The 18,543-nt window shown below is 35.3% G+C and carries 20 protein-coding genes and 1 pseudogene; 5 read left to right on the forward strand and 16 right to left on the reverse strand.

From position 1 onward, the window contains the following. Window positions 1-35: 35 nt before the first annotated feature. Window positions 36-617: a DUF6434 domain-containing protein gene (locus QUF93_RS19345; protein ID WP_289359868.1), complete on the forward strand. Its 582-nt coding sequence runs from the start codon at window positions 36-38 to the stop codon at window positions 615-617. A gap of 8 nt (window positions 618-625) precedes the next feature. On the opposite strand, the gene QUF93_RS19350 is transcribed toward QUF93_RS19345, so the two are convergent. The 7 genes and pseudogenes from QUF93_RS19350 to QUF93_RS19380 all read right to left on the reverse strand — a co-directional run bounded on the left by QUF93_RS19350 (window position 626) and on the right by QUF93_RS19380 (window position 6,410). Continuing rightward, window positions 626-1,717 carry an acetyl-CoA C-acyltransferase gene (locus tag QUF93_RS19350; RefSeq protein WP_289359869.1) on the reverse strand — a complete coding sequence of 364 codons (1,092 nt, stop codon included), beginning with the start codon at window positions 1,715-1,717 and terminating at the stop codon, window positions 626-628. Beyond that, window positions 1,710-3,173: an acyl-CoA synthetase gene (locus QUF93_RS19355; RefSeq protein WP_289359870.1), complete on the reverse strand. Its 1,464-nt coding sequence runs from the start codon at window positions 3,171-3,173 to the stop codon at window positions 1,710-1,712. Before QUF93_RS19355 ends, QUF93_RS19350 begins: the two co-directional genes overlap by 8 nt. 63 nt (window positions 3,174-3,236) lie before the next feature. Then, window positions 3,237-3,812 (reverse strand): biotin transporter BioY, encoded by a 576-nt coding sequence (locus QUF93_RS19360; RefSeq protein ID WP_088059708.1) that lies wholly within the window; start codon window positions 3,810-3,812, stop codon window positions 3,237-3,239. A 123-nt stretch (window positions 3,813-3,935) separates the two neighbouring features. Next, window positions 3,936-5,549: a long-chain fatty acid--CoA ligase gene (locus tag QUF93_RS19365; RefSeq protein ID WP_289359871.1), complete on the reverse strand. Its 1,614-nt coding sequence runs from the start codon at window positions 5,547-5,549 to the stop codon at window positions 3,936-3,938. 168 nt (window positions 5,550-5,717) lie between these two features. After that, a pseudogene (locus QUF93_RS19370) lies at window positions 5,718-5,792 on the reverse strand (DNA-binding protein); the annotation flags it as partial. Window positions 5,793-6,066: 274 nt separating this feature from the next. After that, window positions 6,067-6,210, reverse strand: a complete 144-nt coding sequence (locus tag QUF93_RS29065) for an alanine acetyltransferase (RefSeq protein WP_434476083.1) — start codon at window positions 6,208-6,210, stop codon at window positions 6,067-6,069. After that, entirely contained in the window at window positions 6,207-6,410 is a 204-nt protein-coding gene (locus QUF93_RS19380; RefSeq protein WP_002121420.1) for a hypothetical protein, read from the reverse strand. The genes QUF93_RS29065 and QUF93_RS19380 overlap by 4 nt, the downstream gene beginning before the upstream one ends. A 151-nt stretch (window positions 6,411-6,561) precedes the next feature. Here QUF93_RS19380 and QUF93_RS19385 point away from each other — a divergent pair, with 151 nt between their 5' ends. Continuing rightward, window positions 6,562-7,374, forward strand: a complete 813-nt coding sequence (locus QUF93_RS19385; protein WP_289359872.1) for a GNAT family N-acetyltransferase — start codon at window positions 6,562-6,564, stop codon at window positions 7,372-7,374. A 220-nt stretch (window positions 7,375-7,594) separates the two neighbouring features. Then, window positions 7,595-7,807: a CsbD family protein gene (locus QUF93_RS19390; RefSeq protein WP_289359873.1), complete on the forward strand. Its 213-nt coding sequence runs from the start codon at window positions 7,595-7,597 to the stop codon at window positions 7,805-7,807. Window positions 7,808-7,829: 22 nt separating this feature from the next. On the opposite strand, the gene QUF93_RS19395 is transcribed toward QUF93_RS19390, so the two are convergent. Genes QUF93_RS19395 through QUF93_RS19405 form a run of 3 tightly spaced genes read right to left on the reverse strand, consistent with a single transcriptional unit; the run spans window position 7,830 to window position 9,370 of the window. Further along, the gene (locus QUF93_RS19395) at window positions 7,830-8,081 is read right to left on the reverse strand and encodes a DUF2164 domain-containing protein (RefSeq protein ID WP_289359874.1); all 252 of its coding nucleotides are present in this window, start codon (window positions 8,079-8,081) and stop codon (window positions 7,830-7,832) included. A gap of 17 nt (window positions 8,082-8,098) precedes the next feature. Further along, on the reverse strand, window positions 8,099-8,551 hold the full coding sequence (locus QUF93_RS19400; protein ID WP_289359875.1) for a peptidoglycan recognition protein family protein: 453 nt from the start codon (window positions 8,549-8,551) through the stop codon (window positions 8,099-8,101). A gap of 15 nt (window positions 8,552-8,566) precedes the next feature. Continuing rightward, window positions 8,567-9,370 carry a protein phosphatase 2C domain-containing protein gene (locus QUF93_RS19405; RefSeq protein WP_289359876.1) on the reverse strand — a complete coding sequence of 268 codons (804 nt, stop codon included), beginning with the start codon at window positions 9,368-9,370 and terminating at the stop codon, window positions 8,567-8,569. Between the two features lie 144 nt (window positions 9,371-9,514). Between QUF93_RS19405 and QUF93_RS19410 the strand changes: the two genes are divergently transcribed. Beyond that, a complete protein-coding gene (locus tag QUF93_RS19410) occupies window positions 9,515-10,324 on the forward strand; it encodes a YitT family protein (protein ID WP_088059719.1) in 810 nt (269 codons plus the stop codon). A gap of 20 nt (window positions 10,325-10,344) precedes the next feature. Here the strand turns inward: QUF93_RS19410 and QUF93_RS19415 are convergent, their stop codons facing one another. Then, window positions 10,345-10,716: a VOC family protein gene (locus QUF93_RS19415; RefSeq protein WP_002121439.1), complete on the reverse strand. Its 372-nt coding sequence runs from the start codon at window positions 10,714-10,716 to the stop codon at window positions 10,345-10,347. Between the two features lie 235 nt (window positions 10,717-10,951). Here QUF93_RS19415 and QUF93_RS19420 point away from each other — a divergent pair, with 235 nt between their 5' ends. Then, complete coding sequence (locus tag QUF93_RS19420) at window positions 10,952-12,484, forward strand: BA3702 family sensor histidine kinase (RefSeq protein ID WP_002121441.1); 1,533 nt, start codon at window positions 10,952-10,954, stop codon at window positions 12,482-12,484. 126 nt (window positions 12,485-12,610) lie between these two features. Here QUF93_RS19420 and QUF93_RS19425 read toward each other — a convergent pair whose 3' ends face one another. From QUF93_RS19425 to QUF93_RS19445, 5 genes are all read right to left on the reverse strand, one after another. Next, on the reverse strand, window positions 12,611-13,405 hold the full coding sequence (locus QUF93_RS19425; protein WP_212935105.1) for a phosphotransferase: 795 nt from the start codon (window positions 13,403-13,405) through the stop codon (window positions 12,611-12,613). 177 nt (window positions 13,406-13,582) lie between these two features. Continuing rightward, on the reverse strand, window positions 13,583-14,197 hold the full coding sequence (locus tag QUF93_RS19430) for an alpha/beta hydrolase (protein WP_289361000.1): 615 nt from the start codon (window positions 14,195-14,197) through the stop codon (window positions 13,583-13,585). A gap of 32 nt (window positions 14,198-14,229) precedes the next feature. Beyond that, entirely contained in the window at window positions 14,230-15,168 is a 939-nt protein-coding gene (locus QUF93_RS19435; RefSeq protein ID WP_289359877.1) for a ring-cleaving dioxygenase, read from the reverse strand. Window positions 15,169-15,660: 492 nt separating this feature from the next. Then, window positions 15,661-17,235, reverse strand: coding sequence for an FMN-binding glutamate synthase family protein (locus tag QUF93_RS19440; protein ID WP_289359878.1), 1,575 nt, complete (start codon window positions 17,233-17,235; stop codon window positions 15,661-15,663). Window positions 17,236-17,302: 67 nt separating this feature from the next. After that, the gene (locus tag QUF93_RS19445) at window positions 17,303-18,430 is read right to left on the reverse strand and encodes an alkene reductase (RefSeq protein ID WP_289359879.1); all 1,128 of its coding nucleotides are present in this window, start codon (window positions 18,428-18,430) and stop codon (window positions 17,303-17,305) included. Between the last annotated feature and the right edge of the window lie 113 nt (window positions 18,431-18,543).

The following is an 18,543-nucleotide window of genomic DNA, read 5'->3' on the forward strand; positions in this document are numbered from 1 at the left end:
AAAGAAAATTATGGAAGAAAGAAGTTGTTACATTCATGCGTCCACCTTTAACAAAGTCTATATCACTCGAAGATTTCCAAAATTATTATTGGTTAAAAGCTGAACTACAAACATTTTGTCGTGAGCACGATTTACCAGCTAGTGGCTCGAAAATCGAAATAAGCGGACGTATCTCACATTATTTAACTACGGGTAAAGTATTAAAAAACAGTTCTCATCAAAAAGTTAGTAAAGCTTCCCTCTCTTATAAAGAGCTTTCTCTTCAAACAATTATTACTGAAAATCACCGCTGTAGTGAAGATGTACGTGCTTTTTTTAAAGAAAAAATTGGAGAAAACTTCCGCTTTACAGTAGCTCTTCAAAAGTTCTTTAAAGAGAATATCGGAAAAACATATGAAAACGCTATAACGTTTTGGTATGAGGAAAACGAACGTAAAAAAGACCCCACATATAAAACAACTATCGGTATACAATTTGAATACAATCGTTTTACTCGCGACTTTTTCGAAGATCCAAATAACAAAGGAACATCAAAAGCTGATGCAATCGCTGCTTGGAACGAAATAAAAGCAAAGCCCGGTAGCAACGCCTATATTTCTCAAAAGGTAGAAAACTAGTTACCTTTCTAGTCTTCTACTTTTTCAAATAATAGAGCAAGCCCAATTCCACCACCAATTCCTAATGTCGCAATTCCATATTTCATATACTCTCTTTTCGCCTGATAAAACAAGCGCGTTACAAGCATGGCTCCAGACGCACCGTACGGATGACCTAGTGTTATTGCACCACCATTTACATTTAACTTTTCATACGGAATTTGTAACTCCTTTGCACAAGCCACAATTTTCGAAGCAAATGCTTCATTTATTTCAAAACAATCAATGTCCTCTACTTTTAAATTCATTTCACTTAATAATTTATTCACTGCAAATATCGGACCAGTCCCTGGAAGATTCGGATCCACTCCAACTACAGCACTACGAACGAAACGAAGAACAGGCTTATATCCTAATTTCCGAGCTTGCCCCTCTTCCATTATAAGAACAGCACATGCTCCGTCGTTTACACCACACGAATTCCCTGCTGTTACCGTTCCATTTTGTAAAAATACAGGTTTCGTTCTCTTAATCATTCTTTCATAATTCATTTCTCGCTTAATAGATTCATCTAATAATCCATTAAGTGATAATATTTCATCTTGTATATATCCATTTTCTAACGCTTGTAATGTCCGGCTATAACTAAGACAAGCGTACTCGTCTTGCATTTCCCTCGTTATGTTATAACGCTCCGCGACATATTCAGCCGCTACTCCCATATCAGGATCACCAATTGTTTCAGGTGAAAACCGCGCTCTATTTTGAAAAGGTGACGTACTTGTACTCTCTACTCCCCCAGCGATATAGCAATTACCTGCCTCACCCCTGATAAGATGACATGCAGTGCGAATTGCTTCTAATCCAGCACCGCATTGCCGATCAATCGTTACACCAGGTATATGATAACCGAGCCCTGCTTCTAAAGCAGATAATCTTGCAACGTTACCTCCTGGTCCAACGACATTTCCTAATATGACATCATCTATTTCTCTCTCAATTCCTTTACTTAGAAACGTAAGAAGCGGCGCTACTAATTGCTGAACTTCATAATCTTTTAACATCCCATTCTTCTTACCGATGGGTGTTCTTTTCGCCTCCACAATAACCGCTCTATTCATATATCTTCTCCTGGTTTTCAATCATATTTTTTGCTGCAACACGAGCAATCTTCCCGCTATTTGTATAAGGTATTTCATCAACAAAATGCCATTCTTTCGGTATTTTAAAAGAGGATAATCGTTGTAAGCAAAAACTCTTTAATTGTTGCTTCGTAGCACTTCCTTTTACGATAGCGACAGGCTTTTCACCCCAATAATTATCTTTCACACCAACTACAACAATTTCTTCAACAGCTGGATGCGTATATAACAAACTTTCTATCTCTTCTGGATAAATATTGATTCCTCCAAATAAAATCATGTTCTTCTCTCTACCAACAATATATATAAAGCCTTCTTCATCTTGGTAACCCACATCCTGCACTGTCATCCAACCATCCTTGGACAATTGCGGGATTATAGCTCCATCCGATACATAGCCCATAAAAAACTGATCACTTTTTACATAAACAGTTCCTACCTCGCCTACCTGTACTTCTTCTCCTACTTCATTACATATTCGAACTTGTACATTATGACAAGGTTTCCCTACTGAATTCGGCTTTCTTTCACTCTCTTTATCGACCAATGCCGTTACAAAGCTTAGCTCAGATGCACCATAAAATTCATATCTTTTTGCATAAGGAAACATATTCTTCATCTTTTCTTTCGCTTCAGCTTCCCATTTCGCTCCTGACGAAATAATTTTCATTTCACTTTCAATTACTTTATTTTCTTTATACAAAGACTCAAGCATTGTAGGAACTGTATACATTACAGAAATATTCTCTATCTTTATACTAGATAGTACTTGAACTGGTACAAACTTTCTCATTACGTGTACCGTTTGCCCTAAAAATAATGCACTTATTGCTCCATATAAGAATAAAGAATGAACAAGCGTCCCAGCTATTAAAATAGAATCTGTATTTTTCATATAAAAATCATATACATTACAATCAAAACTATGTACCCATGACTGTTGGGCACGTAAAAACGCTTTTGCTTTTCCAGTCGATCCTGATGTAAATCCCATATAAAAAGGAACGTTTTGTACATTTTCTACAGGATGATATGTAGGAAGATAGTTCTCAATCATTTCTTTCCATTCTTCAATCTCAATAATCCTTCCTTCTTCGCAGGATATATCATTGAGCCTATACTGCTCCGCCACAATAATCTCAGGTTTACTAATCGCTATTTTTTCTTTAAGTTCATCTCGTTTCCATTTTATATCTAGCGGCACACAAACCCATCCAGCCATTGCGGAACCCGCAAATAGTTGTAAAAACTCCATGCGATTTTCTAATACAATTGCTATAGTTTTATTCTTCGATTCTTTTTCATCCAACCAGTTTGCTACTTTACAAACTGACTCGAACCACTCTTTATATGTTAAAACTCTATCATTTTCCTTAATCGCTATTTTATTTGGTTGTAAAGAGGCATGCTTTTTGTATTCTTTTGTAATCCTCATATGAAACGTCCTTTCTTTACAAAATAATAAAAAGAAACACGCAATTAGCGTGTTTCTTTTCTCTTATCCCGCATTTGTATATTTTCTATTCTTCAAAGCAGGCGTAATAATATGTTTCAATGAACGATGTAATCTTGTCACGAGAATTGCTGCTATAATCGCTTTTATGCAATCACCTGGTAAAAATACGACACTTACTTTCATCGTTTCCCATACGGAAATATCCATTACGAAAGCTTGTACAATGATACCAAATACATAAACTACGAAAATACCACCAATTATATTAATGCATAATACTTTTATAATAGAAACTTCACGTAAACGCTCAATTAAATAACCAATTACAAATGCTCCTACAATATAACCAAGTAAATATCCTGCACTTGGCCCAACAAATACACTTGGACCACCACGTCCACCCGCAAGTAATGGTGCACCAACTCCTACAATAAGTAAGAAAATGAGCTGACTTAGTGCTCCAAGACGTGATCCTAACAGTCCACCCGCAAGCATAACTCCAAGTGATTGTAAAGTAATCGGAACTGGTGTAATAGAAAGAGCAATCGGAGGTATTAACCCTAGCACTCCCATAATAGAACTAAATAAAGCGACGAAAACTAAATTTTTTGTATTCATGTTTGCTTCTCCTATTTGTAAACTTAAAGTTAATTTTAGATAACATATTACAAGAATTATATTATCTTTCAATTCACTTTTTGTCAACTTAGTTTTATCGTAAGTTTACAAAAAGGGATTCAATTATTTCTCTTTATGCAAATGCTCAAGTTCTTTCCTAAGCGCCTGTTTTAAAAACTTCCCAACAGATGTTTTCGGAATTTCCTCCATAAATACAATATCGTCCGGTAACCACCACTTCGCAAACTGTGGTTTTAAAAATTCATATAGTTCTTCTTTTGTAACATTACTATTCTTCTTTTGAACAACGCAGGCAACTGGTCGCTCTTGCCACTGCGGATGAGGAATTGCAACGACAGCCGCTTCAAATATAGCGTCATGTGCCATTAGAGCATTTTCAAGGTCAACTGAGGAAATCCATTCTCCACCGCTTTTAATAACATCCTTCGTACGATCAACAATCTTTACGCAGCCTTCCTCATCAACTGTAACGACATCTCCTGTATATAACCAACCGTCACGGAATCCTTCGACAGTACGATCATCGTTATAATAGCTTTCAGCGATCCATGGAGCTCGTAAACATAGTTCTCCCATCTCCGTACCATCCCACTTCACTTCACCATTTGTACCGACTACTTTCATTTCTACACCAGGGACAAGATATCCTTGCTTCGATCTTATCTCAAGTTGTTCTTCATACGCCAAATCTGTTTCATAGCTTTTTAGACGTGCAAGCGTTACGAGTGGACTCGTTTCAGTCATGCCATATGCATGTACGAAAGGAACATTATATTTTTGCTCAAACGCTTTAATAACGCTTTTCGGTGCAGCTGCGCCTCCGCATAGTAATCTCGTTATACTAGATAAATCGTAACTATTATTTTCTAACTCTTGTAAAACACCGAGCCAAATTGTCGGCACACCTGCAGCTATCGTTACTTTTTCAGTTTGAATCATTTCTAATAAAATTTTCGGCGTAAACATCGGCCCCGGAAGAACTTGTTTTGCCCCAAACCAAGTAGCAGCAAAAGGAAGTCCCCAAGCGTTCACATGAAACATTGGCACAATAGCCATTGCTGCATCACTTTCCGATAAAGCTGTCGTATCTGCTAACCCTAGCGCCATACAGTGCAACACTGTACTACGATGTGTATAAACAACACCTTTCGGATTTCCTGTAGTCGCTGACGTATAACACATACCAGCAGGTGTAGTTTCATCAATATCTTTAACAAACTGGAAATTTGGGTCGCCTTCTTCTAAAAGTTTCTCATAATGATATACAGGCTGAAGTGTAGTTTTCGGGAGCTCATCTTTATCAGTCATAATAATATATGCTTGTACAGTCGATAATTCAGACTGGATATTCTCAATGAGTGGTACAAGATCTTCATCAATAAGTAAAATACGATCTTCTGCATGTTGAATAATGTATGAAATATGTTGGGGAGATAAACGAATATTAATTGTGTGTAAAACGGAAGCAATACCTGGAATAGCAAAATATGCTTCTACATGTCGATGATGATTCCACGCTAACGTTCCTATGCGCTCGCCTTCTTTAATTCCAAGCTTTTTTAACGCACTTGAAAGTCTTCTTGTCCTTTCCCCTAGCTGCTTATACGTTAATGTCGTAACTGTATCATGTGTCCGTGAAATGATTTCTTTCTTTGGGAATAGTTTTTCTGCCCTTTCCATCATAGAACTAATTGTTAGAGGTACATTCATCATCATATTGTTTACATCCTCCCTTTAAAGCGTTTTCATTTTTGTTCATTATAACAGACTTCTACAAATAATTACGACATTTTTCTGTATTTTCTGAATTATTTCTTTGGAAATAATTCAAACAATAAAAAACATGTTTTGAATACAACGATTCGAAACATGTTTTTCTCTTATTTATAAACTATCTACCTTTTTTCTTACTTTCTTTTTTAGTTTAAAAATGAATCGATTGCTATATTCTTTATTTTCCGAATCACATCCCGCTCCAATGCTATTAAGATGTAACTCATTAAAACCATAGCTAAAACAACTAACGAAGCCTCCGTAACTAATCCTTTCCCTCAATATTTACGCGAGAAGGCGTAGGCAATTTCCGATTTATGTATAGTTGAATCATAACTTATAAATCCACATGTCCCTATGAGTTTCTGCCTCTCTTTTAATACTATTCCAAGAGGAGCGACTTTTTCTTTCTCATATCGTTCCACGATTTTATAAATAAACTTTTCGTATCATTTAACGATCAATGTTCATCCCATACAGTATAAGTTGTTAATTTATTATCCGAAGCATACTCGAATATATGTAAAATATCACTCATATCAATTTTTCTTAAGATAAGATTTTCTGTATACAATGTTGGATACGACCACTTCTTATCAATCATAACGGCTTTTGTTTAAACTTTTCATAATTCCGTACTTTTAATGAGAGAATATGGCCACAATCCGTACAAATATAAGCATCTACTGGAGATGATGTAAACATCGTTTCCTTTTTCCTTATTTGTGCATATCCGACAAACTCACCTTCTCCTATGTTATGAGAACCGCAATTAGAGCATGCCTGCACGTCTTTCTGTTTCATGAGAGCACCACCTTTAATCTGTTTCTACTCCCTTCGACAGTTCACTTCCATTTCCCTTCCAAAAATCTTCTTATTCTCTTACATTGCAACAGGAATCCTATTAAAAAAATCGTATATATACTACGACTATATTCTTTTATGGAGGAATTTTATGAGTACTATTATGACACTCGATACAGCAAGTGAAATTGAAAACGCAGAAATAGATATGCTAGCTTCTAGATTAAAGGCATTACAAACGATGTCAGAAAATCCAATGCAAGTACAAATGAAAAAGTTCGGGAGTGCTACTGCCTTTTCATCAAAAGTAATTGCTGGTCCTGCTTTTAACACAGTAAAGGGCATTACATTTACAAATACAGATGAGATAGATGAAATCATCGCTTATTATCAATCACTACAAATTCCTTGCCGTTTTGAAATTACACCAGCGCAAGGCACATCTGAATTATTTCAATATTTATCTCAAAAAGGCTTTTACCAGTCTAACTTTCATACCGCTTTATATAGCATACCGAGACAAAATTTTTCGCTTCCCCCTTCTAACATTTCAGTACGCAAACTGAAAGAAAATGAATTTCATACTTTTGCAAATATTTATGTTCAGGGGTTTAATATGCCTTCATTTACAAAAGATGGCGTTCGTCAGAATAATGAAATTCTTTATAATCAGCCAGGGTGGCATTTTTTCATAGCCGAAGTTAACAATACTCCAGCTAGTATAGGGGTACTCTATATAAATAAAGGTGTCGCCTCACTAGCTGCTTCTGCTACTTTGCCAGAATTTCAACGTAAAGGTTGTCATACCGCATTAATTCAGAAACGAATTGAGACAGCTATAGCATCAAATTGCAATTTAATAGTTGGACAAGCTCGATTTGGTAGCGGTAGTCAAAATAATATGGAACGCGCTCATTTGAAAATCGCTTATACGAAATCAATATGGACTGCGAAAGACATGTAATTAACATTCTTTCTCTTCTCATTACAACCTTATACATTTTATCCCGCATTAACAGGCAGTAAGACCCCCACTGATTAAAGTTTCACTTTATGACAATTACTTTTCTATTCTATTAATCATTTGAATATTCAAACTGGATTTGTTACGCTATTACTAGATACATCATTCAACTTGCAATATGAAAAGAGAATTCTAATCAAACTACAAGGAGGATAAATGTATGACAAAGCATGATCATGGTTTAAAAGAAAAAGTAGAAGGTGCCATCGATAAGGTAAAGGGTGAAGTAAAAGAAGTTGTCGGAAAAGTAACTGACAATAATAAATTACAAGCCGAAGGAAAATGGGATAAGGTGAAAGGCACTGCTAAAGATACAGTTGGTAATGTAAAAGAGAAAATACATGAATATAAAAAACATAAAGAAAACAAATAAAAAAGAGCCATCTGGCTCTTTTTTATTTACCCTCATTCTTCTCTAACACATATAAATCTTCTTCAATATTTGATAACTTTTCAGTTACAAGTTTTCTTGCATCTCCAATTGCTTGATTGTATGCAAATGGTCCTACTAATTTAATCATTTCTTCTATTAAACGTTCTGCTTGAAAACGTCCAATCTCATCTAAATCTTCTTCAACGAAAAATTGCTGAATTTGTGCTACAAGCCCTTCTTTTTTATCAGTCGGTATTTTTATGTTCATCATCATGAGTTACTCCTCTATATTTAAGATAATACTTTTCTTAACTCTACCATAGAAAAGCGATTTCCTGGACAAGTTTTTGTAACCCCTTCTAACTCCCTATGGCCGAGTATATTTCCTTTCTCTATGGCAAACTGCTTCATAAACATTTTACATAAAGAATATAATGAATTCATTTGTGCAGTAGTTGGATCATATTTATCAAAATTTCCCATCATACATATTCCAATTGTATCACTATTATTATCTTTCGCATGTGCTCCAATATGTAAACCTCGCCCTTCGACTACAGTTCCATCTTCATCAATAAAATAATTGTAACCAATCCCGCTCCATCCTCTTACCTTTTGATGAAATTCATGAGTTTTATACACATCCCATCCATCTTCTGACGTATGGTGGATAATCAGTTTATTCACTTTTTCTAAAGGAACTAACTCATCTTGAAATGTTAAATTTGCACATTTAATTTCCATATGAACATCCTCCTCTTAAAAATCGATCATAATTACTGTTTTATCATCTGGTCTTATTCTATTTTCTCCTTCTAGCCTTTCAATGATTGCTACATATTCTTTTATACTATTCTTTCTTATATATATCACAATTTGTTCTAACGACCACTCTGGATGGAACAATCCGTCCGAACAAATAAAGATTCCCCTTACGTCAACTACATGTAATTCCCCATGTTGTAAATAATTCATTGCTTCTTTCATCCCATTTGCAACTGAGTAGCCGTTTGGCATATTTGCAAGATAGCGATTGTATTTTAACTGCTTCCGAACATCTTGAAAAACGTGTTCTTCTGGTACAGATAAACCTTTTTTACGATCTTCTTCCCTCTTCTTTTTTGCTCGTTTACTAATTCCATTAACTGTGTCTTTCGTTAATACTTGAATCGTTCCATTTCGAAGGATTACGACGATCATACAGTCCCCTAGCTGCGCATATTCAATTTTCTCACCATCTATTTGAACTGTCGCAATACATGTACACCACAGATGGTCTTTTTTTCTCGTATCAACCTTGTACTCCAGCATCTTGTTTTGCAATAATTCATTCGCCTTTGCAACTTCACCTTGTAAACCATTAATCTCCCGTAACGAAGTAAAATGACTTGCAAATACATGTGAAGCGATGTATGCTCCATTATGTCCTTCTTCATCACAAAACGGAACGAGCGGTGTTGCTCCATCACATACACCGTAAATCATTTTATCTTCATTACAAAAAAATGAATCCTCACATTCTTGTTTTAAAGGACTCTTCTGTTGGTACATTGCTATCTTCATATCTGTATCCCCTCCTTATTTTTTAAAAACTCAAACTATTTAGATTAATCTAATTTTCCAAAATAAACTGTTTTCACCCAAAACTTTCAATATCATATATAATCTTGAAATAATATGAATTTTTTAGTGAAGGACGGGAAAGAGATGCTCAGATTTCTTGGTGTTATTATTGGTTCTTTTATTATTGCGATTGCCTTTAATCTTTTCCTTATCCCCCACAAAATTTTAAGTAGTGGAATTGGCGGAATTGCTATTATTTTAGGGATTGTAACCCCTGTAAACACAGGTATTATTAACTTCGTATTAAACTTACCTATCCTTATTTTAGGATACATAGGTCTTGGAAAAAAAGTAATTTTTAACACTGTTGTCTCTGTAATTGTATTATCTGTTGCATTATACTACGTTCCAGTAAAAATCGTAGCAACAGATCCACTTTTATCATCTGTATTTGGCGGTGTCATCGCCGGAGCTGGTATTGGTCTTGTCTTTAATTGCCATGGTTCAACTGGTGGATTTGATATTATCGGTATGTTGTTATCTCGCAAGCGAGATATTAAACTTGGTGGATTCCTTATTGCATTAAATACAGTTGTTGTTGTCATTGCAGGATTTTTCTTCACTTGGGATGTTGCCCTTACAAGCTTACTTTCAATTTATGTAACTGGTAAAGTAATTGATGCCGTTCATACAAAACATCGCAAAGTTACACTTATGATTGTAACAAATCAAGCGGAAGAAATGAAAAAAAAGCTTCTTTCAACTGTAGTACGCGGAATTACGTTACTTGATGGTGAAGGTGCTTATTCAAACGAGAAAAAACGTGTACTTATGACAGTCGTTTCTCGTGAAGAGTTAGCAAGTATGAAACTAACGATTTCCGAAATTGATCCTCATGCATTCGTTAATATTACGGAGACTGTTGAAGTATTAGGATTGTTTAGAAAAGCGTAAAAAACTGGGTGGACCTTCACCTAGTTTTTATTTTCCATGAATTCAATTCGATTTCCAAACGGATCTGACACGTAAAATCTAATCACATCTGGTCGTGCATTATCATCTATTACTTCAACACCTTGCTTTATCAACTCTTGTTTAAATTCATCAATTTTCAAAACATAAAAAGCTGGATGCGCTTTTTTAGCTGGATTAAAGTTTTGCTCCACACCAATATGGATTTCTTGATTCCCACACTTAAACCAACACCCACCACGCTTCTTTAACTCCTCTGGCTTTGGGATTTCCTCCATACCAATTTTATTACCATAAAATTCTCGCGCTTCTTCTTCACATCCTACGGGCGCAGCTACTTGTACATGATCGATTCCTTGAATATAATTTTTCATATTCCTTCCCCCTCTTCTATTCTAATGTTATAACGAAAACGCATCTCTGTAACTTACAAAAAATCAATAAAACAATATAAGCTTCTCTTATTACTTATTTTATAGCGCTTACCAAAATCAAGAAAATAAATTTTATTCGGTAATTCCCATTTTTTATAGAAATATACATCAAACCTATATTATAGTTATTATTAGATTCATCTTTTTTAGATGCCAGTTGTACGGAGGAAATATTATGAGTCGTAAAAAATATTCATCTACTCAAAAAAAGCGTCACCCAAACGTATCGGGACGCCTGCGAAACCATATACAAAATCGTTCTTTAGCAGAAATGTATGCATCTCTTTTTGAACATAACCCTGATAGTATTATTTCATTGAATTTAGAAGGAGTTATTGTACATATTAACCCCTCTGCTGAAAGAATATTAGGTTATACTTCTAACGAATTGGAGCGAAAAACAATCACTTCTATTTTAGAAGCACATATTTCTGATCAAGTGCTACAATACATAAAAAATACTGCAGCTGACAATCAGAAAGAGTATATCGTCCCTATTTATCATAAAGACGGATATTTACTAGATGCCGTAACAAAATTAGTTCCTATTTTTGTTGAAAACCGTTTAACAGGTGTATATGCCATTATGAAACCCCTTGAAAAATCAGAAAGAATTGAGAAAGTATTACAGGAGAGTGAGAAACGATTACGCACATTAATGAATTCAATGCCTGCGTTTGTTATTTTTAAGGATCATGAAGGACGCTGGCTTGAAGCGAATGACTATGCACTTTCTTGTTTCAATTTCCATAACGTTCCTTATCATGGAAAAAGAGATAATGAACTCATTCAATATAATGAAGCGTACCGAGAAGCTTTTTTACATTGTGAAGAAGTCGATGAACTAACATGGCAAAAAGGACAAATTCTTCACGGAGAGGAATTCATTATACATAGAGATGATTTCGACCTAGTTTTAAGTATTTCAAAAGTCCCACTCTTCCACCCTGATGGCTCACGCAAAGGTCTTATAGTGATGGGAAGGGACGTTACCGAACTAAAAGAAACTGAAAAGTTATTACGAAAATCCGAAAAGCTTGCAGTAGTAGGACAACTGACAGCTGGAATTGCACATGAAATCAGAAACCCGCTCACTTCATTAAAAGGATTTTTAACATTATTACATCCAGAAATAAATGAGGAAAATAAATGGTATGTGGACGTTATGCTGAGTGAAATTTCACAAATGGAATCTATAACAAGCCAGTTTATGGCGATGTCTAAACCACAAGTGTTATCTATTCACACATGCAACGTACAAACATTAATTGAAGAAGTTGTAACTTTTATTTTACCAACAGCAATTATGCATAGCGTTCATATCATTATGGACCATTTCGATTATATTTCTGACATTCAATGTGACAGTAATCAATTAAAACAAGTTTTTATTAACATATTAAAAAATGCGATTGAGGCGATGCCTGATGGTGGTAACATATTCATTCAAACAACTTCGTTAGAAAATGATTTTGTTTCAATACGCATTATCGATGAAGGGTGTGGGATTCCTGAAGAGCGCATGGCTCGTCTTGGCGAACCTTTTTATAGCTTGAAAGAAAAAGGAACTGGTCTCGGCTTAATGATGTGCTATAAAATCATTCAAGAGCATCACGGAAAATTATTCATTTCAAGTGAATTAAACATAGGAACAACTGTCGATATCCAATTACCAATTGCTATATCTCAGCCTGTAACAAACTCGTAACTATAAGTAAAAGGCATCTACAAGATGTTATAAGTAGTTCAGTTATCGTGGAAAACATCTACACTAATACGCTAAAAAGCTCAAAGTCCCTATATGACTCTGAGCTTTTTTATACAACATATTCCATCACATCCACTCTCTTCCATGTTCACGAATGAATTTAATATCGTTTTCATAATGTTCAAGGTGTCCTTCATCTATCATTTTTTGGAAGTTCATATCTCCTTCTTTTGCTTTTCTTTTCATGTATTTACACAATCCTTCTAATCGTAGAAGTACCATCTCCAAATAATTCTCGTTCATACCCTCACTTTTATAGGACTCAAAAAACAATTTAACCCTTTGTTTTATACGGTCCGCATGCTGTAATGAATTATAATAAACTGCCTCACCTGTTTCCGTATAATAAACTCTACTTAATGGGACACAAGTGTAAAGAGTATAGGCTATGTCCCAAAGTCTTGGTCCAGGACCAGCAACATCAAAATCAATAATACCTACTGGTTTTTCGTTATTAAAAATAATGTTATATATTGCAAAATCATTGTGGCATACAACCTCTATTTTATTTGGAGTATTATCCATCGGTTTCCAATCATCTGATAAAGGAAAATCACTCACAGCATCATGATAAAGACGGAGTATCTTCGCTATTTCTTTTAATACATCATTAGACCACATGTACTCTTTTAAAGGATAATTACCAGCTTTCCCTTCAATAAATGATAATATCTCTCTATCTTTATCATCAATACCTAAAAACTTTGGTGCATAACTAAAACCTTTGTTTTCCAAATGATTTAATAGCTTATGAATTTTGGTACTGCCTTGCTTTAATTCTCGTCGAACAGTATCTTCCGAACGATATACGTTTGAGACATTCCCTCCCGTTAGCATTTCTTCATTTTCGTAGTTTGCCATCTAATAGTTTCCCCCATTATTAGAATAATCGACACTCCTGCTCATTAACAAAACAGGAACCTCTTTACTTCCCTTTATATTTTAACATAAATTCCCTATTATCTTTTAACCCCTTAAATTGCAACAAAAAATCGAGTATAAAATCTTTATGATTTTACACTCGATTTAGTCTACTATTTATGCATGTGAAAACATTTTTTCATACCATTCTGTTGCCTTCTCTACTTCATTCATCGTTAATTGATGTCCTCTATTTTCCCAATGTATTGTTACATTAGCATTTGCATTTTCTAATAGCATCTTCAATTCCTCTGACTCAGAAGGTGAACAAATTGGATCATTTGTTCCAGCAGCAATAAACACTGCTTTCTCTACTAAATTAGGAAGTTCTATCCCTCTTCTTGGGACCATTGGATGATGAAGAATTGCACCTTTTAATGCATTTTCATAATGGAATAATAAACTCGCTGCAATATTTGCTCCATTTGAATACCCAACAGCAACGATATTATCTCTATCAAATTCATATGTTTTTGCTGCTTCATTTAAAAATTCATTTAATTCCTTCGTACGGAAAACAAGATCCTCTTCATCAAAAATACCTTCTGCTAATCGACGGAAGAAACGCGGCATCCCATTTTCTAATACATTTCCACGAACACTTAATACAGAAGCTTCCCGATCAATTCTTTCTGCAAGCGGTAATAAATCTAATTCATTTCCTCCCGTACCATGAAGCAATAATAGCGTTGGTTTTGACTCATCTTTTCCTTTTTGAAAAATATGTTTCATCATTTTTTCTCCCCTTTCAATTACTTATATAATTAGTCTAATTCTCTTACTTCAATTGGTAATAGCCCTTGTTCAATCTGGTTTCTATGCTGATCATATCGCTCTGGTAATTTTAATACCTCACCCATCGTCTCTAAAGGTTCATCATGAGTGAAACCAGGAGGATCTGTTGCAATTTCAAATAAGATTTCGCCATGTTCTCTAAAATAAATTGCATTAAAATAATTTCGATCTTGCACAGGAGTTACGCCATATCCAAAGCGAGACACATGCTCTTTCCAGTCTAATTGATCGACATCATCAATAGCTCTCCATGCAATATGGTGAACCGTTCCAACACCCATTTGCCCGCGTCCAATAGAATGTATCTTTAAATCAATTACATTTCCAAGTTCAGCTGAAGAACGGAACCGTACAAACTCCCCCTCTTCTCCAACTTTTTCAAGTCCCATTACATGTTCTAACAATTCGGCAGTTTTTTGAGGTTGTGCCGATAAAAGAACCGCACCACCAAATCCTTTAATAGCTACTTCTGACGTAACTTCTCCAAAACTCCAAGTATTTAATTCGCCTTCTTCTCTTTCAACTAACTCTAAATGCAAACCATGTGGATCATCAAATTCCAAATACTTTTCTCCAAAGCGAGTCATTTTTGTATAAGAAATATTGAACTTCTCCAATCTCTTTTCCCAAAATTCCATAGCACCTTTAGGTACAACGTAAGAAGTTATCCCTACTTGACCATCTCCAATAATACCTTGCTCTGCACCTGCCCATGGAAAAAATGTAATAATAGTTCCTGGTTTTCCTCCTTCATTTCCAAAGTAAAGGTGATACGTACCTGGATCATCAAAATTCACTGTTTGTTTTACTAAACGCAATCCTAATACACCTGCATAAAAATCTACATTTTCTTGTGGATGACCTACGATTGCTGTAATATGGTGAATTCCCGTCGTCTTCTTTTCCATTTTCTCCACGCCCCTTTTTATTTCATTAGAAAAAACGTTTATTTACTAAAATTCATTATTCATTTTGTCCATATGATAAAGTTCAATCCGCAATGCTATTTTATCTCCATTTTCGATGTCTCTCTAAAAAACTAACACATTTCATCCCGCCCGTATTTTATCTCGAATTCGAGATAAAATACAAAAAAACTACATTTCTTATTATTAATTTAACATTATTTAAAATATTGATTTTATGATTTTGATTACCCTTCAAAAATATCTTGAATTCGAGATTTATTATAGTCTAATTAATTTTTATTGTCAATGCGTACACCGTTTCATTTTTTTATCAAAAACAATATTCTGATAACTAATCCCCATCAAATAATTTGTTTGAAAAAGAGAAACCGACAAGCGGGAACATTCATGTAATAAATTTCCGTTTTTCCCATAATCAAAAAAGCCATACAAATGTATGACTTTTTACTCATTTTTTGTTCAGCTACATATTTACTTCCCAATTACGGAAGGAAACAATTCCGAAAGTGGAACTACTCTCCCCACCTCATCTTTAAACACAATATGCTCTCTCGTTAAATGGCGTGGGCTCTTTTCTCCCGCTGCTGCCGCTAATGAAAACAAACTATATCTCATGCTAATAATATAGTTCATTACCCTCCATTTCTTCTCATACGGATCTAACGCTTTTTGGTAATGCGGATTCGTAGTTGCAACGCCTGATGGACATTGTCCTGAATTACATTGAAGCGCCATAATACAACCGCTCGCCATCATAAATCCGCGTGCTGAATTTACAGCGTCCGCCCCAATAGCTAAAGCAATTGCCACTTTATCTGGTGTGATTAATTTTCCGGAGGCAAACACTTTGAATTTATCCCTGACACCGTAATAATTTGCTGTATCAATAAATGTAATTAGTGCCGGTATAAGCGGAAGCCCCATACTATCTGCCATCGATTTATATGTTGCCCCTGATCCACCTTCTGAACCGTCGATTGTAATAAAATCTGGATAGATGTTTAATTCTTTCATTGTTTTCAATAAATCTTCCAAAGGCTCCTGCTGACCAACTACAATTTTCATGCCCACTGGCTTACCACCGTTTTCTTGCAAATCTTGAATGAAATATAAAGCCTCTGCCGCACTACTAATAAATGAAAAACGATTCGGCGAATTAATCGTTTCCCCTTCTCGTACTTTCCGAACGGAAGCGATTTTCTCATTTACTTTCTGTCCTTCTAGATGACCACCACGTATTTTTGCACCTTGCCCAAATTTCAATTCAAACGCTTTAATGTTACTTTCTTTTGCTTTTTTAATAAATTCTTTCATTGAAAAATTACCGTCCTCATCACGGTATCCAAATAACCCCGGACCAATTTGCGCAATAATATTTGCACCTGTATGTAAATGTTCTGGAATTACGCCTCCTTCTCCAGTATTAATCCACGATCCACCTGCCATTTTTGCACCAAACCCAGTTGATAAAATATAATTTTCTCCAATCGCACCGTAAGAAGTCGCAGATGCACCGAACATACCATGTAGTTTCCATGGGTATTTACGATTTTCACCGACTATAATTGCATCGTCTTCTTCATATAACCAAAGACTCGTTTTATCCGCTGTCAATTTCTCGTTTCTTGAAAATAACCCCTCTTTATGAATCACATACTTTTTTCCCTCTCGTTCTCGCGTGAGATTCACACTTAATTCATCTGTTAATATCGGAAACAATGTATTAGCAATATAATAGCCAGATGCATCAAAATCTCGTTTCGACCCAAAACCAAGTATTTCAGAGCGATATTTCGCTAGAAACATAACACTTTGAAAATCGTAACGTGAAAAAGGCTTTCCATCCGTATCATGATCAAACCAATATTGCCGAAATTCTGGTCCTATCTTTTCAAGTAGATAGCGCATCCTCCCTAAGTATGGATGCAGTTTTAATATAGAGTGATGCGTCCGTTTTTTAATAAAAAATGTAATGATAAAAAAGACAATTAAAAGTAACATCAAAAATAGTAATATACTAATAATAACGAGTAGCGTTTCACTCATCCCGCTTCCTCCTATGAAATTCCATAATAAAAGGAGAACACTCGATGTGTTCTCCTTTTATCTTTATTCACACTAATGTAACAAGATGCTCTTTCGCATCATATTCAACTAAACTTTCAGCATTTTTAATTCGCTGAACAAAATCTGGGTTAGCGATTAACGGTCTTCCGAACGCCGCTACATTAATTGTTCCTTCTTGCAATGCTTCTTCTGCCTCTTTCGGATTCAAATTCCCCACCCCAACAATAATACCATCCCAATATTTTCTTACTAATTGATGAAAATTCTTTCCGTCAGCAATAACTTGCGTATAATTCATCGTTGAAGGGTGAATCATCGTTAATCCAATTTCTTTAAACATATTTACAAACGTTTCAATCGCAAGTTCTGGATTTTCCCACATATACGCAGGATTATCACCTTTAAAGGCAGAGAAGCGAAGAAGTGTTTTATCAGCTCCAACCGCTTCTATTACAGCCTCCGTTACTTCTTTCATAAACGTTAACCTTTGCTTTAAGTCACCACCATATTTATCTGTGCGCTTATTTGCAAATTCATAAGTAAATTGATCAATTAAATATCCGTGTGCACCGTGAATTTCTACTCCATCAAATCCAGCTTCGATTGCGTTTTTTGCAGCTTGCGCATATTGACCGATAACTTCTTTTATTTCTTCCATTGTCATTGCTTCTGGTGTATCAAACGGTTTACGAAAACGTGGAACATTTCCTTCTGCCGCAATTGCTGACGGCGCTTGCGGCATTTGACCACCAATTATTTCATGATGACTCATACGTCCGACATGCCATATTTGAGCAATAATAGTCCCGCCTTCTTTATGTACTGCCTCTGTAACAGGTTTCCAAGAATCAACTTGCGCTTGTGTATAAATACCTGGTACTCCTGGATTCCCTTTTGCTCTCGGACTAATAACAATTCCTTCTGTAATAATTAATCCCAATCCATCAGCAGCACGTTTTCTATAGTATTCGACTACATCAGCACCAACTACACCAGTCTCATTATCAGCGAAACATCTCGTCATCGGTGCCATTGCTATACGATTACGAAGAGACCAAGATCCAATTTGAATCGGATCAAACAACTTTGTTTCTTCAATATTTTCAAAAGATCCCCAAGTGTTTATATTTGTTCCTTCATAAATACTTGCCGCTTTATTATTTGAACTTGTCATTTTTCTTCCCCCTAAAAAACTCTAACTATAATCGCATCATACTTACTTTTAGATAGTAACGTCAATTTATACGTCTTTACCATTAAACATTCGAATATTAAACAAACAGAATG

It is taken from the genome of Bacillus hominis, assembly GCF_030348325.1.
GTDB lineage: Bacteria > Bacillota > Bacilli > Bacillales > Bacillaceae_G > Bacillus_A > Bacillus_A hominis.

Excerpts from the sequence above, each read along its gene's own strand:
- QUF93_RS19410 (WP_088059719.1), top strand. The coding sequence starts at position 9,515 with ATGCTCAGATTTCTTGGTGTTATTATTGGTTCTTTTATTATTGCGATT.
- QUF93_RS19445 (WP_289359879.1), bottom strand. The coding sequence starts at position 18,430 with ATGACAAGTTCAAATAATAAAGCGGCAAGTATTTATGAAGGAACAAAT.
- QUF93_RS19345 (WP_289359868.1), top strand. The coding sequence starts at position 36 with ATGCGTCCACCTTTAACAAAGTCTATATCACTCGAAGATTTCCAAAAT.
- QUF93_RS19425 (WP_212935105.1), bottom strand. The coding sequence starts at position 13,405 with ATGGCAAACTACGAAAATGAAGAAATGCTAACGGGAGGGAATGTCTCA.
- QUF93_RS19355 (WP_289359870.1), bottom strand. The coding sequence starts at position 3,173 with ATGAGGATTACAAAAGAATACAAAAAGCATGCCTCTTTACAACCAAAT.
- QUF93_RS19385 (WP_289359872.1), top strand. The coding sequence starts at position 6,562 with ATGAGTACTATTATGACACTCGATACAGCAAGTGAAATTGAAAACGCA.
- QUF93_RS19365 (WP_289359871.1), bottom strand. The coding sequence starts at position 5,549 with ATGATGATGAATGTACCTCTAACAATTAGTTCTATGATGGAAAGGGCA.
- QUF93_RS19430 (WP_289361000.1), bottom strand. The coding sequence starts at position 14,197 with ATGAAACATATTTTTCAAAAAGGAAAAGATGAGTCAAAACCAACGCTA.
- QUF93_RS19390 (WP_289359873.1), top strand. The coding sequence starts at position 7,595 with ATGACAAAGCATGATCATGGTTTAAAAGAAAAAGTAGAAGGTGCCATC.
- QUF93_RS19400 (WP_289359875.1), bottom strand. The coding sequence starts at position 8,551 with ATGGAAATTAAATGTGCAAATTTAACATTTCAAGATGAGTTAGTTCCT.
- QUF93_RS19395 (WP_289359874.1), bottom strand. The coding sequence starts at position 8,081 with ATGATGATGAACATAAAAATACCGACTGATAAAAAAGAAGGGCTTGTA.
- QUF93_RS19415 (WP_002121439.1), bottom strand. The coding sequence starts at position 10,716 with ATGAAAAATTATATTCAAGGAATCGATCATGTACAAGTAGCTGCGCCC.
- QUF93_RS19380 (WP_002121420.1), bottom strand. The coding sequence starts at position 6,410 with ATGAAACAGAAAGACGTGCAGGCATGCTCTAATTGCGGTTCTCATAAC.
- QUF93_RS19360 (WP_088059708.1), bottom strand. The coding sequence starts at position 3,812 with ATGAATACAAAAAATTTAGTTTTCGTCGCTTTATTTAGTTCTATTATG.
- QUF93_RS29065 (WP_434476083.1), bottom strand. The coding sequence starts at position 6,210 with ATGATTGATAAGAAGTGGTCGTATCCAACATTGTATACAGAAAATCTT.
- QUF93_RS19440 (WP_289359878.1), bottom strand. The coding sequence starts at position 17,235 with ATGAGTGAAACGCTACTCGTTATTATTAGTATATTACTATTTTTGATG.
- QUF93_RS19350 (WP_289359869.1), bottom strand. The coding sequence starts at position 1,717 with ATGAATAGAGCGGTTATTGTGGAGGCGAAAAGAACACCCATCGGTAAG.
- QUF93_RS19435 (WP_289359877.1), bottom strand. The coding sequence starts at position 15,168 with ATGGAAAAGAAGACGACGGGAATTCACCATATTACAGCAATCGTAGGT.
- QUF93_RS19420 (WP_002121441.1), top strand. The coding sequence starts at position 10,952 with ATGAGTCGTAAAAAATATTCATCTACTCAAAAAAAGCGTCACCCAAAC.
- QUF93_RS19405 (WP_289359876.1), bottom strand. The coding sequence starts at position 9,370 with ATGAAGATAGCAATGTACCAACAGAAGAGTCCTTTAAAACAAGAATGT.